This is a genomic window from Enterococcus sp. S183_ASV_20 (genome assembly GCF_018919685.1).
GTDB classification, from domain to species: Bacteria; Bacillota; Bacilli; order Lactobacillales; family Enterococcaceae; genus Enterococcus; species Enterococcus faecalis.
Genome location: NZ_JAHLRI010000011.1, coordinates 1 through 13,594, shown reverse-complemented (window position 1 = coordinate 13,594; position 13,594 = coordinate 1). Strand labels below are relative to the sequence as shown.

At 36.4% G+C, this 13,594-nt stretch carries 13 protein-coding genes and 1 other RNA gene; 6 read left to right on the top strand and 8 right to left on the bottom strand.

Features of this window, described 5'->3' with window-relative positions:
- Window positions 1-64: 64 nt before the first annotated feature.
- The 4 genes from lepB to KQI94_RS05810 form a co-directional block, all read right to left on the bottom strand.
- The gene (lepB, locus tag KQI94_RS05825) at window positions 65-613 is read right to left on the bottom strand and encodes a signal peptidase I (RefSeq protein ID WP_002358039.1); all 549 of its coding nucleotides are present in this window, start codon (window positions 611-613) and stop codon (window positions 65-67) included.
- Window positions 614-833: 220 nt separating this feature from the next.
- Window positions 834-1,553, bottom strand: a complete 720-nt coding sequence (locus KQI94_RS05820) for a lactate utilization protein C (RefSeq protein WP_002369632.1) — start codon at window positions 1,551-1,553, stop codon at window positions 834-836.
- Window positions 1,546-3,018, bottom strand: coding sequence for a LutB/LldF family L-lactate oxidation iron-sulfur protein (locus tag KQI94_RS05815; protein WP_002365496.1), 1,473 nt, complete (start codon window positions 3,016-3,018; stop codon window positions 1,546-1,548). The genes KQI94_RS05820 and KQI94_RS05815 overlap by 8 nt, the downstream gene beginning before the upstream one ends.
- Window positions 3,019-3,030: 12 nt before the next feature.
- Window positions 3,031-3,792 (bottom strand): (Fe-S)-binding protein, encoded by a 762-nt coding sequence (locus KQI94_RS05810; RefSeq protein WP_002360596.1) that lies wholly within the window; start codon window positions 3,790-3,792, stop codon window positions 3,031-3,033.
- A gap of 369 nt (window positions 3,793-4,161) precedes the next feature.
- On the opposite strand from KQI94_RS05810, the gene KQI94_RS05805 reads away from it, so the two are divergent.
- The 4 genes from KQI94_RS05805 to KQI94_RS05790 all read left to right on the top strand — a co-directional run bounded on the left by KQI94_RS05805 (window position 4,162) and on the right by KQI94_RS05790 (window position 6,849).
- On the top strand, window positions 4,162-4,449 hold the full coding sequence (locus tag KQI94_RS05805) for a hypothetical protein (RefSeq protein WP_002390077.1): 288 nt from the start codon (window positions 4,162-4,164) through the stop codon (window positions 4,447-4,449).
- Window positions 4,450-4,629: 180 nt separating this feature from the next.
- Entirely contained in the window at window positions 4,630-4,815 is a 186-nt protein-coding gene (locus KQI94_RS05800; protein WP_002358046.1) for a hypothetical protein, read from the top strand.
- Between the two features lie 170 nt (window positions 4,816-4,985).
- Window positions 4,986-6,338: an amino acid permease gene (locus KQI94_RS05795; RefSeq protein WP_002390076.1), complete on the top strand. Its 1,353-nt coding sequence runs from the start codon at window positions 4,986-4,988 to the stop codon at window positions 6,336-6,338.
- 109 nt (window positions 6,339-6,447) lie between these two features.
- Window positions 6,448-6,849, top strand: a complete 402-nt coding sequence (locus KQI94_RS05790; RefSeq protein ID WP_002369637.1) for a YxeA family protein — start codon at window positions 6,448-6,450, stop codon at window positions 6,847-6,849.
- On the opposite strand, the gene KQI94_RS05785 is transcribed toward KQI94_RS05790, so the two are convergent.
- The 3 genes from KQI94_RS05785 to ace all read right to left on the bottom strand — a co-directional run bounded on the left by KQI94_RS05785 (window position 6,846) and on the right by ace (window position 11,394).
- The gene (locus KQI94_RS05785) at window positions 6,846-7,580 is read right to left on the bottom strand and encodes a class I SAM-dependent methyltransferase (protein WP_002390074.1); all 735 of its coding nucleotides are present in this window, start codon (window positions 7,578-7,580) and stop codon (window positions 6,846-6,848) included. The genes KQI94_RS05790 and KQI94_RS05785 overlap by 4 nt on opposite strands.
- Window positions 7,581-7,649: 69 nt before the next feature.
- The gene (locus KQI94_RS05780) at window positions 7,650-9,245 is read right to left on the bottom strand and encodes an ABC transporter ATP-binding protein (protein WP_002369640.1); all 1,596 of its coding nucleotides are present in this window, start codon (window positions 9,243-9,245) and stop codon (window positions 7,650-7,652) included.
- Window positions 9,246-9,369: 124 nt separating this feature from the next.
- Window positions 9,370-11,394 (bottom strand): collagen-binding MSCRAMM adhesin Ace, encoded by a 2,025-nt coding sequence (gene ace / locus KQI94_RS05775; protein ID WP_216454335.1) that lies wholly within the window; start codon window positions 11,392-11,394, stop codon window positions 9,370-9,372.
- A gap of 334 nt (window positions 11,395-11,728) precedes the next feature.
- Between ace and KQI94_RS05770 the strand changes: the two genes are divergently transcribed.
- On the top strand, window positions 11,729-12,034 hold the full coding sequence (locus KQI94_RS05770; RefSeq protein WP_002360604.1) for a DUF898 family protein: 306 nt from the start codon (window positions 11,729-11,731) through the stop codon (window positions 12,032-12,034).
- Window positions 12,035-12,172: 138 nt separating this feature from the next.
- Window positions 12,173-12,539: a transfer-messenger RNA gene (gene ssrA / locus KQI94_RS05765) on the top strand.
- Window positions 12,540-12,799: 260 nt separating this feature from the next.
- Here the strand turns inward: ssrA and KQI94_RS05760 are convergent.
- On the bottom strand, window positions 12,800-13,594 hold a 795-nt coding region (locus KQI94_RS05760; RefSeq protein WP_216454334.1), incomplete at its 5' end, for a LysM peptidoglycan-binding domain-containing protein.

The following is a 13,594-nucleotide window of genomic DNA, read 5'->3' as shown; positions in this document are numbered from 1 at the left end:
GAAGGACGGAAACATGTGTTTGTTTTTACACATTTCCGTCCTTCTCTTTTACTCATTGTCTCTTTTATTGTTTTGACACTTCTGGTATTGGACCAAACCGTGAGAATGGCCACATCACAAATTTCACTTCACCCAAAATATCTTTTTTATGAATAAAACCAATGACACGACCGTCTTTTGAATTCCGTCGATTATCACCTAAAACAAAGTAGCTATCTGCTGGTACTTTTTCTTTTAATGAAAAATCGCCTGTCAAAGGTTGACCATCTGTTAAGGCTTTTTTAAATTCATCTAAATAGGGTTCGTCAACTTCTTTTCCATTGATGTACAACGTATCATCCTTGTACGCAATTGTATCTCCAGGTAAACCAATCACACGTTTAATATAATTTTTATCTGGTTCATCTGGCGCTGGGAAAGTAATAATATCGAAACGATTAATTTCTGTGTTTTTTAACGTAATTACCCGTTCACCATCTGCTAACGTTGGATCCATTGAATGACCTCTCACTACGACAGGCGTAAATACAAATTGTCTCAGTAAAAACAGACCCAAAGCTAAACAGGCAAAAAAGACGACTGTTTTAATTAATTCTTTTGATTTCAAACTCATTCCTCCAAAAACCTTATTATCTTATGTCTCATATTCTACCACAAAGTAAATCAATCCTATAGTGCTTAACACCCAATTAATTTTTATGTACGCTTTTTTTACAAAATGGTCAGAAAAAAAACGTATTTCTTTCAAATTTGATTCTTACTTTTTTGATCCTGCTCATAAAAAAAGCATAATCAATTCTAAAAAAGGCTGAATTGATTATGCTTCTAGCGTTTTAGCGATCCATCACAACCACGTAACAAACTTCTAAAGGACCATGCAACCCGACAACCAGTTGCATTTCAATATCTCCTGAATTAGAAGGCCCTGAAATAAAGTGAATCGCTGAGCCGATTTTTTCGCCTTTTTCTATTTTTTCTGTATAAAAAGCTGCTGGCTGAGTCGAACGTGGAACGAGTTTACTAAACGGTATAATTGAAATATAATGCTTCGGTAAAAAATGTAAGGCTCTGCCTTGTCCCGCATTGGACTCCACCACAATCGTTCCTGATTCAGCTAGTAAAAACTCAGCAAAGGCAATCGCAATATTTGCCTGAGCAGCTGTTTGAATATTCGCTTCTCGTTGCTCACTTCCAGGTTGCCATTGCTTAACAGAAACAGCCTCTAATGACTTAGCTAAATCAGCTAATCCATAGGCTTCAAAACGTGCATCTGTTGGCAATAAAAGATTGCCCCCACCAAACTCAGCAACAATTTGCTGAATCGTCGGCAGTAAATTTTCTTGTGTGGTTTCCACTAAGTTCGTGTGAATCGTTTCCACACGTTCTTTCACAATCGTTAATAGCTCTGCTGGTGTTTTATCTGCCAACTGTTCTTCTGGTAAATGATTAACTGGCTCAAATGGATGGGCCGAAACAGGCTGTTTTTCTACGCCTAATTTTTCTCGTAGATTTTGTAAAAAAGGTTCTCGATTTTGAATCGCTTCGTTAGTCATTTTTTTCACCTTCTTGATGTTTTTTGAACCAACTTCTGAAGTTTTCTGAAGATTTTGGTGGTCTTGGTAAATCACGAACATCGGTCCAACCTTTTACTAACCCTGGTCCTTTATCAAGGTAGCCCCCATGATTGTACATGTTTTCAACAGTAATGTCTTTTTGTTTACTTAAAATGCCCGCTGCAGCATGATCGACTTTCATGGCTGCTTTAAACATTGCTGGTGAACCAGTGGCTTTACCTACCATACGCATTTGGAAATCTTCAAATCCATGTTTCATTTTCAGATCATCGGTCATCACTTTACGATGTTCAATTAATAATTCGTGCAATGGAATTTTCACAGGACACGTTTCCGTACATGCCCCACAAAGACTAGACGCATAAGGCAATTCCCCAAACTGTTTATATCCACCTAAAATTGGAGAAAGCACAGCACCAATTGGTCCTGGATAAATAGAGCCATAACCGTGCCCTCCAATATGGCGATAGACCGGACAAACATTCAGACAAGACCCACAACGAATACACTGTAAGACTGGCTGAAAGGCTGTTCCTAACGCTTTTGAACGTCCGTTATCCAAAATGACCACGTGAAATTCTTCTGGACCATCGGATTCATCCGCATTTTTTTGCCCGGCAAACGTCACATACGTTGTTAAATTTTGACCAACGGCACTTCTGGCTAAAAGGTTATCTAAAACCTCTGCTTCACGCATTGTTGGTACGATTCTTTCCATCCCCATTAACACGATTTGTGTCTTAGGAATACTGATGGTCAAATCAGCATTTCCTTCATTTGTATTTAAGTTAATTAAGCCGCTATCCGCAATAGCGAAATTACAACCTGTAATGCCAATCTCCGCTTCCAAAAAGAATTTGCGCATCACTTCTCGTGCACAGCGTGCCAAATTTACCGGGTCATTATCTCCTTGATACCCTAATTTTTTCGCAAAAACCTGACGAATCTGTTCGCGATTTTTATGAATACTTGGGAAAACAATATGTGACGGCTCATCCCAGTCATCCATTTGTAAAATGAATTCCGCCAAGTCTGTTTCCATCACACTGACATCGTCTAATCCCAATAACATTGGATCAATATCGACTTCGGTCGTCACCATTGATTTAGATTTCACAATTTTTTTCGCCTTTTTTTCTAGAACCACTTGTTTCACATATTCATTGGCCTCTTCGGCGGTTTGAGCAAAAAAGACTTTGCCACCTCGTTTGGCGACGTTATCACTGAACTCTTCTAAATAGTCAGGCAGATACTGAATTGTATGTTGGCGAATTTGTTCTCCCAGTTCACGCCATTGTGGCCAATTGCCTAAAGCTTCCCGCGCACCTTCTCGTTTCTCCCATTGGGCATCTTGTGCTTTGGCGACAGCCTTTTGCATAAACACATCTTTTTTACTTTCTTCAATTCGTTCACTTAACGGCTTATTGCTCGTTGATAATCCCACAGTTCTTCCCCCTTACCCTACCGATATGATTTGTGGTTGGTCCATGCGTGCTTCATCCACTTCGTGATTAAGGACTTCTGCAATATGCATAATCTTAATCTTTTTCCCATCACGATTGAATTTACCCCCGATATTCATCAGGCAACCCATATCCGCACTAATTAAAATTTCTGCGCCCGTATCAATCACATCGTTCATTTTTTCCGTCACCATTTGTTCAGAAATAGCTGGCATTTTCACTGAAAACGTTCCGCCAAATCCGCAACAATTTTCAAGATGTCCTAAAGGAATCATTTCTAATCCTTTCACATGATCCAACAAAACAAAAGGCGATTCTCGTTCATTTAAAATTCGCGTCATATGACAAGAACGATGATAAGTGGCTTTCCCATATAGCGTTGCGCCAACATCTTTGACCCCTAAGACACGATAAAGAAACTGACTAAACTCATAAGTTCGCTCAGCTAAACGTTGTGCTTTTGGCCCATAAATAGGATCATCTGCTAAAAATTTGTGGTATTCTTTCATCATGCCGACACAAGACCCCGCAGGTCCCACCACATAATCGGCACCGTCAAAACTATCAATTTGATTCTTAAGCGTTGTCGTGCTCTCTGTCACATAGCCACTATTGTACGTTGGCTGACCACAACACGTTTGGCTTGTTGGTAAAACCGTTTCACAGCCATAACGTTCCAAAACCTCTACCATTGCTTGCCCTACATTTGGAAAAAGTAAATCCACCACGCATGTCGAAAATATACTCACTTTCACGCAAAATAACCTCCTCGTTTTCTACGAAAAGGCTCCATGAAATTAATTGGGCGGCTGTCATTAAAAGTCACTTGGCTGTCGTCTCTAACTACTTCACAGTGCCTTTTCAACAAATACGTTATTTGTAACAAAAATCGTTTTTTAAAATGATTCTTATACAATAATTATTTTACCAGTATCTGGTTTTAACAGCAAACGATTCCAGAAATTTTGTGCATTTTCACACAAAAAAGGAGGCTTTTTTATAAAAGTTTCTTTTACCCCCTTCGAAATTCGTTTTTTCTGAAGAAAAGAGTGACGAAATTTTGAAATTTTGGTAAACTAAGAAAAAACGAGAAACGAGGGCCATGCATGTTCATTTCATTTAACATGTTTATTCTATTAATTGTTGCAACGATCCTAATGATTTTTCTGATTATCTATTTGACAGTCACTGGAAATGATAAAAATAATAAAAAGAAACAAAAGAAAGAAACAAAAAGAACTACGCCAACTTTAAACAAAAAAACAACTGTTCCCCCTTCTCAGAAGCCAAATGTTGTGACTGATGTTGCAAAAAAGAGCGAGCCGGAAAAGCAAGCCGTACAACGAACACAGAAACCAACCACTAGAGAGGACGAGACTTCTCAATTTACACGAAGCCAACGTCATAAATGAAAATGGGACATAAGTCGAGATGACTTATGTCCCATTTTCTAATTCTTAAGATAATCAGCTGAACAAAAAATCCGCTAGTTGTTTCACTTTTTCTTTTAATTAATGATAGTTTATTCTTCTTTTCAGGTGTATACTAAATGATTGAAAAGAGACTTTAACTAATTAGGAAGAGGTGATTTTTTGTCTGCAAAGCGGTTTATTCAATTATTCATTTGTTATGCTATTTCAATGATTGTCGCAATACTTTTAACGGACTTATTTAATTTCTCGAGTCCTATAGCTTATTTAGTAGTGGCTAGTATCATCGGCTATGTAGTCATTACTGTTCCATTAACAATTATGACTCTATTAAAAAATAAAAATTAATAAAAAAATTGAGCGATTTTAATCACTTAAATTGCTCGATTTTTTTATTTTCATAATATTTTTCACTTATTTTTTCATTTTCATTGACAGAATAGTTGTAATTGTCAGAAAATTGTATATAATAAAGAAAGTTATTTTCATATTATTTTTTTCAATTAAAGGAGAATCCTATGAGTGAAACACAACAAACAACCTTAAAAAAACAATTAAGCTCGCGCCACATTACGATGTTAGCCTTAGGGGGAGCGATTGGCGCAGGTCTTTTTAAAGGAAGTGGCGAAGCAATTGGTATTGCTGGTCCTTCTGTTTTAATCGCCTTTCTAATTGGCGGTGCTGTTCTCTTCATCGTCATGAGTGGTTTAGGAAAACTCGTTTTAGATGGCGGAGACACACATCATGGTTTGTCTGGCTTAGTTCGACCATTTTTAGGTGCACATTCTGCTGATTTTATTGATTGGGTTTATTATTCCATGTGGACAATTAATATTATCGCAGAAGCGGTTGCCGCAGCTTCCTTTTTACAACTTTGGTTTCCTAATATTCCTGCTTGGTTTTTTGTTTTTATTTTAGCTATTTTAACGACGCTCATTAATCTTTACTCGGTTCGTTTATTTGCAGAAACAGAATATTGGTTGGCGTTTGCTAAAATTAGTGTCATCATTTTGTTAATTATTTTTGGTGTTTATCTGGTGGGACAACAAATGCTAGGCAGTGGTGTCTTCCCTACTTTACAAAGTATCACCAAGCATGGTGGCTTCGCCCCACATGGCATGAAAGGTATTGTTAATTCTTTATTAGTAGTTATTTATTCTTATGGCGGTTCAGAATTAATCGCGATTACTGTCAGTGAAGCAGATGATCCTAAAAAAGCCATTCCTAAAGCGATTCGTGGTGTGATGGGACGGATTATTTCCTTCTATATCATTCCATTATTCTTACTTTTGATTATTTTCCCTTGGAATACATTAGCAGGCACAACGGTGAGTCCATTTGTTATGGTTTTTGAAAAAATGAATATTCCTTTTGCTGCAGACATCGTAAATTTTGTGATTATTTTAGCCTTGTTTTCTTCTATTAATTCTGGGGTATACGCCTCTTCTCGCCTTTTATATTTTCGCTTAAAAGATAAAAAAGGACCCATGAGTAAACTAGCGGTTTTAAACAAGCACCAAGTACCTCAACGTTCAGTTTTCTTCTGCGCAAGTGTTTTATATCTGGGCGTTATTCTTTCTTATTTTGTTGGCGATGAATTATTTGGTTACTTAGCCGGTTCTCTCTCTTACACTGTCTTGCTAATTTGGATTTTAATTAGCGCTGCGGCGTTTGTTCTGTCTTTAAAACGAGGGTCTCTCTTTGAAAAAAGTATTAATCTCCTTGCTTTAATCATTTTAGGCCTCATCTTTATTGGCATCTTATTTACAAATTCGTTAGGCGTTACTCTTTTAACAGGCCTATTGTACTTTGTTATTTTCTTTAGTTATCGTAAGAAAAATGATTCCTTTCTACTCTCTGATGAAAGCTAAATAGACTGAAAAAACGAACAGTTTTGTAAGAGAACTGTTCGTTTTTTCGATGTTCCATCTCCTTCTTCTTTTGCTATGCTATTTTTGTAAATTGTTAGGAGGAGAAAAAATGAAAAAAATCGGCGCTATTTTATTTATTGGCTTATTGATTGTTGGTGGTTATACAGGCTATCGTTATTATGCAGATACATATAAGGGTGAAAAAGCCTATGCACAAGTTCCTCTAGAAATTCCTGAACGAAAACAAACAGTAGATGACAATCAAAAAAGCATAGATGGCCAATATTCTTTACACTATCGACTAACTTTTGTTAAAAGTAATGGAAAAACACAAGTCATGGATTACGAACGGACAGACAAAAATCCGCAACCTTTGGAACCAAATGCTTACATAGAAGCAACCATTAGTAAAAAAAGAATCATCCAATCTCCTGTCAAAATTGATAAAAAAGAGATTCCAGAAAAAGCTTTCGCACAATTAAATAACCGAAAAACGACCAGCGATAATTAGTCATCGCTGGTTGTTTTTTTACATGGAATCGCAATTAATTCATAAATAATGGTACGCTGATTTTGCTTAATTTCATGAGAACCAAAAATTTCTTGTACGCGTTGTTCTAAAATTGGAACTGACCATTGTTCTTCAAAATAGTTGCGGAAAAAGTCTTTTGAAATAGTTTCTGATGCTTCAAAGAAAAATTTTTTTGTGAAAAAAGGTCGCTGTTCTTTTTTTAGAAATGCTTTGTATTTTGCCATCCAATTTAACTGCGGGTTGCTCTCTTGCTCAAAAGGAGAAAATAACGAATCTTGCTCTTCCACTAGCCGAAATATAAGACACCATTCTTCACTTAATTGGCACAATGCATTAACTTTTTCCGGCGTATCCAAAGCAGGGTTCATCGCTGAAAAAACGACTTGAAATTTTTTCCCAGTCTCAATCAGTCTTTCTTGGCTTTGGTGAAGAAAAACAACGTTGCTTTGTGCTTTTGCTTCCGCAATCTCCAACATTCTCTGAGAAATATCGGCTAGCGTATACTCCGTGACTTGCTCTTGAAAAAAAGGTAAATATCGTCCCGTCCCACCTGCGATATCCAGAAATGTCTGACACGGAAAAAGACCTTCTTGGACCAAGAAATCCCGTAATTCTCGGGCAATTGGAAATGGCGATTCTTGTTGAATTTCTTCATATTCTTCTGCAAATTCATCCCAAAATTCCGCTAATTCTTGCTCATTATTATTCATCAACAGTTGCCCCTTTCTCTCAATTCTTATAAAAAGTGTAGCAAAAGAAGCGCCAAACAGCTAACAAGTTCACTCATTTAAATCAATAATTTCATCTACAAATCGCAGGGTTTTAGGTCGATGAGTAACCAAAATAGTCAACTTATTGTGGGTAAATTTTTGTACTTCTTGTAACACTTTTTCTTCGGTCTTTTCGTCCAATGCAGAAGTCGCCTCATCTAAAATAAGGATCTCTGCTTGTGTAAATGCTAAGCGTGTGAAAGCAATCCGTTGTTTTTCACCACCAGAAAAATTCATTCCTTTTTCACTCACAATAGTGTTTAAACCTTCCGGCAACCGTTCATAAAGTTCCCCCAACTGAAAACGATACATAGCTTCAATTACTTGTTCATCAGAAATTTCTTGATTCAATACAATATTTTCTTTCAACGTTCCTTGAAATATTGGCACATCTTGAGATAAATAAAAAACTTTTTCATAATAATCTTCCAAATTGAATTGTGTTAGAGGAAATTGATTCACATAAACTGTCCCCTCTGTCGGCTTCAATAATCCTAAAATCAATTTAATCAGGGTAGATTTGCCTGTACCACTTTTTCCAATCAAGCCATAAGTTTTATTCATTGAAAATTGTCGATTTTGTTGGGACATAATCGTTTGACTATCTACGCTAAAACATACATCTTTTAATGAAATTGTTTGAATTTCAGGTAACACTTTGCCTGGAACCGCTAAATCAGGATCATCTTCTTTTTTATAAAAATCTTCCAAGCGCTGATAGGCTACTTTATCCAAATTATATTGAACAAATAAAACATTAAATATGGCTATCGGCGTATAAATTCGATCGATATACATCACTATCGCTACAAGTCCACCTAAACTTAGCGTCACGACGTTAGTAAAACTAAGTACGACAATACTTACTTTGATTAGTGCGACTAACAAGGCAAAAAAGCCAAAGAAAAATTCATGGATCATAGTCATTTTTGTTATATTTTGACTATTTTCCTCTGCCATTAACGAGTAATTTTCAATCTCTTTTTTATATTTTCGATTAATTCTAAAAGTTACTAGTTCTGTCATCCCTCGTATCAAAGTAGCATTCATTGCTTCTTCGGAAATAAGTGTTTTTTCTTTCATGTTTTGTAGCGTTTTCAAAAGTATTTTGGTTAAAATAAATACAATCACATAACCAATTAGAATTGCTGGCAGTAATTTTTTATCAATCAATGCTATGAAAAATAAATTAAATAACGTCTCTGGAATTAGCTCTCGAAATAAGCGCCCATAAAAATTCAAGTGGATATTTCTCCCAGCTGCTGCACCAACTTCTACTTTTTGTAGTAAAGCTCCCGCTCCCAGTTTTAGATATTCTTCATAGGAAATCTTGCTCATTTTTATTAAACTTAATTTCTTCAAATAGAAATAGATGCCATTAGTTAAGTAAGCTTTCGGTTTCTGTTCACAGTAAGACAATAGCGGAATTAAAATAATTGTCGTTCCATACGCTACTAACAACCCTAGTTGGAAACTTTTTTGATAATGATCTAACAACTGTTGAAAAAAATAAATTGCTAAAGCACTACATAATGAAACAATCACACCAATCAAAATGTACCAAGTGAAGCTTTTCTGAAAGTGCGACCATATTTTTTTAGTCATTTACTCCCTCCTTTTCGAGCAGTACATACCTTACTGTAGCATAGTTTTTGATTGGCGCCTATCAGCAATTTATCTCCAGATAATAGAAAAGCCCCCCAGCGAAAGCTGGATGGCTTTTCTATTGTTAATTCTTTCTGATTTGTAGATAACTTACACCTAAAACGGCAAATGTACTTGCCAGTATTCCTGCTATTAGCATAAACGGTGTTTTTGTTGTGCCTGTTTTGGGAAGTTCTCGTTGCCCGTTTGCTTCATTTAATTTTTGAATTGGTTCACTAAGAAGTTGGGGAGCCAACTGTGGGCTTCCTTCATTTTTCACTGTATTTAATGGAGCGTTTAGTATTTGTGGTTGATTTTTTGATGTAACATTTTTATTTTTCTCCACAGTTGTTTCTGTGGATGGCTGTTTTTTCTCAGTTGTAGTAATTTCTTTTGTTGGTGAGACATGAACTTCTGGCTGGCTGCTTTCTGCAGTTTCTGTTGCGCCATTATCTTCAGTTGTTACGCTTGGTTTTTCAGGTATGATTGGTGCAATTGTACCTAACGTTTCACTTTCATCTGGATTTTCTTCTTCTGTTGGCGACACATGAACTTCTGGTTGGCTGCTTTCTGCAGTTTCCGTTGTGCCGTTCTCTTCAGTTGTCACACTTGGTTTTTCAGGAATAATTGGTGAAATTGTACCTAACGTTTCACTTTCATCTGGATTTTCTTCTTCTGTTGGCGAGACATGAACTTCTGGTTGGCTGCTTTCTGCAGTTTCTGTTGCGCCATTCTCTTCAGTTGTTACGCTTGGTTTTTCAGGTATGATTGACTCAATCGTGCCTAGTGTTTCACTTTCATCTGGATTTTCTTCTTCTGTTGGCGACACATGAACTTCTGGTTGGCTGCTTTCTGCCGTTTCCGTTGTGCCGTTCTCTTCAGTTGTCACACTTGGTTTTTCAGGTATGATTGGCTCAATCGTGCCTAGTGTTTCACTTTCATCTGGATTTTCTTCTTCTGTTGGCGAGACATGAACTTCTGGTTGGCTGCTTTCTGCGGTTTCTGTTGTGTCTGTCTTTTCAATTGTTTCTGTTGCCTGTTCCGAAGTAGGTGTCTTTGGTTCCCATTCTTCTATTGTCTCTAAAGGAATGTCTAGACTTTCTTCTGTTGGCATTTCCACATTTTGATTGCCGCTTGCCTCACCGTCTACAAAAACATTTTTAACCTGTGATGTATTTTTTTCATTCGTTGCGTCTTGATTGTTTAGTTGATAATTGATGTCATAACTATTTTCAAATGTCGCTTGATGTTGCCCCGCTTCCGTGATTGTCGAAGTGTAACGGACGATAAAGGAAGTAAAGCGTGCTTTATCCCGATAAAAACGTAAATTAAAGTCGTTATCTGTCACAAAGTCAATTTTGCCATAACCTTGTTGTTCAAACTCGGCAAGTGAAATATATTTAGTTTCTTTGTCATTCACAATATCAAATGTAAAACTCTCTTTATTTAATTGTTGACCACTTCCTTGTCGATCCGCAATTGAAATATCTTCTGTGACATCGGATTTATTGAGGTTCACATTTAAAAACCAACGTACTTGATTTGACTCTCCAGCCAAATCGCCTACTTTATAAAAAAACGGATAGTCTCGCTCAATTTGACCAGTCTCTGTGTTAGTCACTCCTTCAATCGTCAAACGTTGAGTCGCCGTTGCTGTTCCGAAATCCGTTTCTATCACATTCGGTTGCGAACTATTGGTGATAAGCGTTTTAATCCCGAAAGAAAAATGCCCATTCACATTATGTAAAGATTCAACTTTTTCGTTAAATGTTGCTACAACATGATCTTTATAAATGAAAACTTCTCCTAAACCATTTAAATTGATTTTTCGTGGTGAGCCATCGTTCTCGGTCATTCCGACTAGTGCGTCTGGTAAGGTTAAAGTAATTGTATCTCCGGGTTTTATTTTCTGATTTTCTTTGTCACTAAAAGATACTTTAATGGAGGTCATCTCCCCTTGATATAAAGTAGTGTGATCTAATTCTACTTTGTCAACGATTGGACTTTTGCTCAATTCGGCTCCAAATGAAATTGGACCAATTAATAACGCCCCCGCAATTGGTAGAATCATTACCAACAGTAACACTAAAAATTTTACACTTTTTGTCATAAAAAATTATTCACCCTTCTTTTCTCTTATTTTTTCCACTTAGTGGTCTTTTTCAGAAGTTGACAATAGCAAAAAGATATGTCTCGCACAATATTAATGCTCATTTAAGTAGCCTTTTTTTTAAATTTCTAATTCACTTCCTAAGGAAAACGTTTTATTATGGTAATTACATTAGATAACATTTGTTACAAAATATCTCATGCTGCCAAGTTTGAGTTGCATAAATAACATATTTCACATCAATAATGAATAAAAATACTTATTTCATCCTCATTTTGTTTCCCAGGCCATTTATTCTTGTTATAATAAAGTTTATGAGATAAGGAGGAAAAGAATGAAAAATTCATATTTTGACGGTGGTTTAGCAACGTATATCGGGACTTCAATTTTAGCAACCTTGATTACTGTCTTTACATTAGGCATTTGCGCACCTTGGGGAATTTGTATGATGTACAACTGGAAAATCAAGCATACCGTTATTGATGGTAAACGCCTTTATTTTGACGGTACAGCTATGCAATTATTCGGTCATTGGATTAAATGGCTTTTATTAACTATAATTACTTTAGGAATTTATGGTTTTTGGTTGAATATCCGTTTGCAACAATGGATTACAAAACATACCCACACACTTTCATAAAAAGAGGAAGGATGAACTGAATTACGGTCCATCCTTCCTCTTTTTATGAATATCTAACAGAGTGTTATCCTACTCTTTGAAAAAACAAGGAATTTATGCTATACTTTGATAAGTATCAAGGGATACTTATGTTATTTCGGGGGCGTTACGGATTCGACAGGCATAGTTGAGCTTGAATTGCGTTTCGTAGGTTACGGCTACGTTAAAACGTTACAGTTAAATATAACTGCTAAAAACGAAAACAATTCTTTCGCTTTAGCTGCCTAAAAACCAGCTAGCGAAGATCCTCCCGGCATCGCCCATGTGCTCGGGTCAGGGTCCTAATCGAAGTGGGATACGCTAAATTTTTCCGTCTGTAAAATTTAGAAGAGCTTACCAGACTAGCAATACAGAATGCCTGTCACTCGGCACGCTGTAAAGCGAACCTTTAAATGAGTGTCTATGAACGTAGAGATTTAAGTGGCAATATGTTTGGACGCGGGTTCGACTCCCGCCGTCTCCATTTTTAGAAAAGTAGAGAAAAACAAAAAAGAGCTAAAACCTTTATTTTATGAGGTTTTAGCTCTTTTTATTTCTAAAAGAAAAGGGTAAAAAAGTAGAGAAATGCAAAATATTTTGCACTGATTTTGCATTATGATTATTTTAATGTTTACTTTTATTTCATCAAATACTATTTGCATATTTATACATACAAATAGTATTGAAAATCGTATACAAAAAAAAGACCTACCTCTCACAAAGAGAAGTAGGCTTTTACGTTTTTAATTAATAATTTAAGCTTTGACCAGGATAAATCAAGTTAGGATTTGCTAATCCGTTTAATGCAGCTAAGGTTTGATAAGTCGTACCAAGCTTAGCTGCAATGCTTGATAAATTATCACCGTATTGAACTGTGTAAATGTTGCTTACTACTAATCCATTTACTTTCAAAATTTGGCCAGGGTAAATAAGATTTGGATTTGTCAATCCATTTAATGCAGCCAATGTTTGATAGTTTGTTCCGTATTGATAAGCAATGCTTGATAATGTTTCGCCGTATTGTACCACATGAGTCGCTTCTGGTAGTTTATCAGGAACAGTTGCCGCATCTGGCAATAATTCAATATCGCCTTTGCTGATCCATGACAAGATACCTTCAAGCAATACTCTGCTCTCAGTTACTTCTTGTACTATATAGCTGTTTCCTTTTACCCAATCTGGAATAGCTTCGCCAGTTGCCCAAGCATCAACACTAAATTTCACTTTAACAGTGTCGCCCACTTTAACATCGGAACTTGGCGTATTTTCTACTTCTTTACCTTCCTCAATAGCTGGTGTGTTTGTTGCTGGTTTATTGGTATCTGTATAACCACTATCCGTAATTCCTGTTAAATCTACGTTACCATCTAAACCACCTGCAATATAAGCGGATGTGAATTGCCAAATACCAATACCATCCATGCTTGGGAAATAAGCATACAATGGATATGGTGACACACCATCGATAGGATACGCAGCAATCCATAAAGAGTTAGGAAACTCTTTGATGATTTGTTGATAGTTTACATGATTTAGTGTAAA

Coding starts and splice junctions, on each gene's coding strand:
- lepB (WP_002358039.1), bottom strand. CDS start 613: ATGAGTTTGAAATCAAAAGAATTAATTAAAACAGTCGTCTTTTTTGCC.
- KQI94_RS05820 (WP_002369632.1), bottom strand. CDS start 1,553: ATGACTAACGAAGCGATTCAAAATCGAGAACCTTTTTTACAAAATCTA.
- KQI94_RS05805 (WP_002390077.1), top strand. CDS start 4,162: ATGTTTATTCTATTAATTGTTGCAACGATCCTAATGATTTTTCTGATT.
- KQI94_RS05795 (WP_002390076.1), top strand. CDS start 4,986: ATGAGTGAAACACAACAAACAACCTTAAAAAAACAATTAAGCTCGCGC.
- KQI94_RS05790 (WP_002369637.1), top strand. CDS start 6,448: ATGAAAAAAATCGGCGCTATTTTATTTATTGGCTTATTGATTGTTGGT.
- KQI94_RS05785 (WP_002390074.1), bottom strand. CDS start 7,580: ATGAATAATAATGAGCAAGAATTAGCGGAATTTTGGGATGAATTTGCA.
- KQI94_RS05780 (WP_002369640.1), bottom strand. CDS start 9,245: ATGACTAAAAAAATATGGTCGCACTTTCAGAAAAGCTTCACTTGGTAC.
- ace (WP_216454335.1), bottom strand. CDS start 11,394: ATGACAAAAAGTGTAAAATTTTTAGTGTTACTGTTGGTAATGATTCTA.
- KQI94_RS05770 (WP_002360604.1), top strand. CDS start 11,729: ATGAAAAATTCATATTTTGACGGTGGTTTAGCAACGTATATCGGGACT.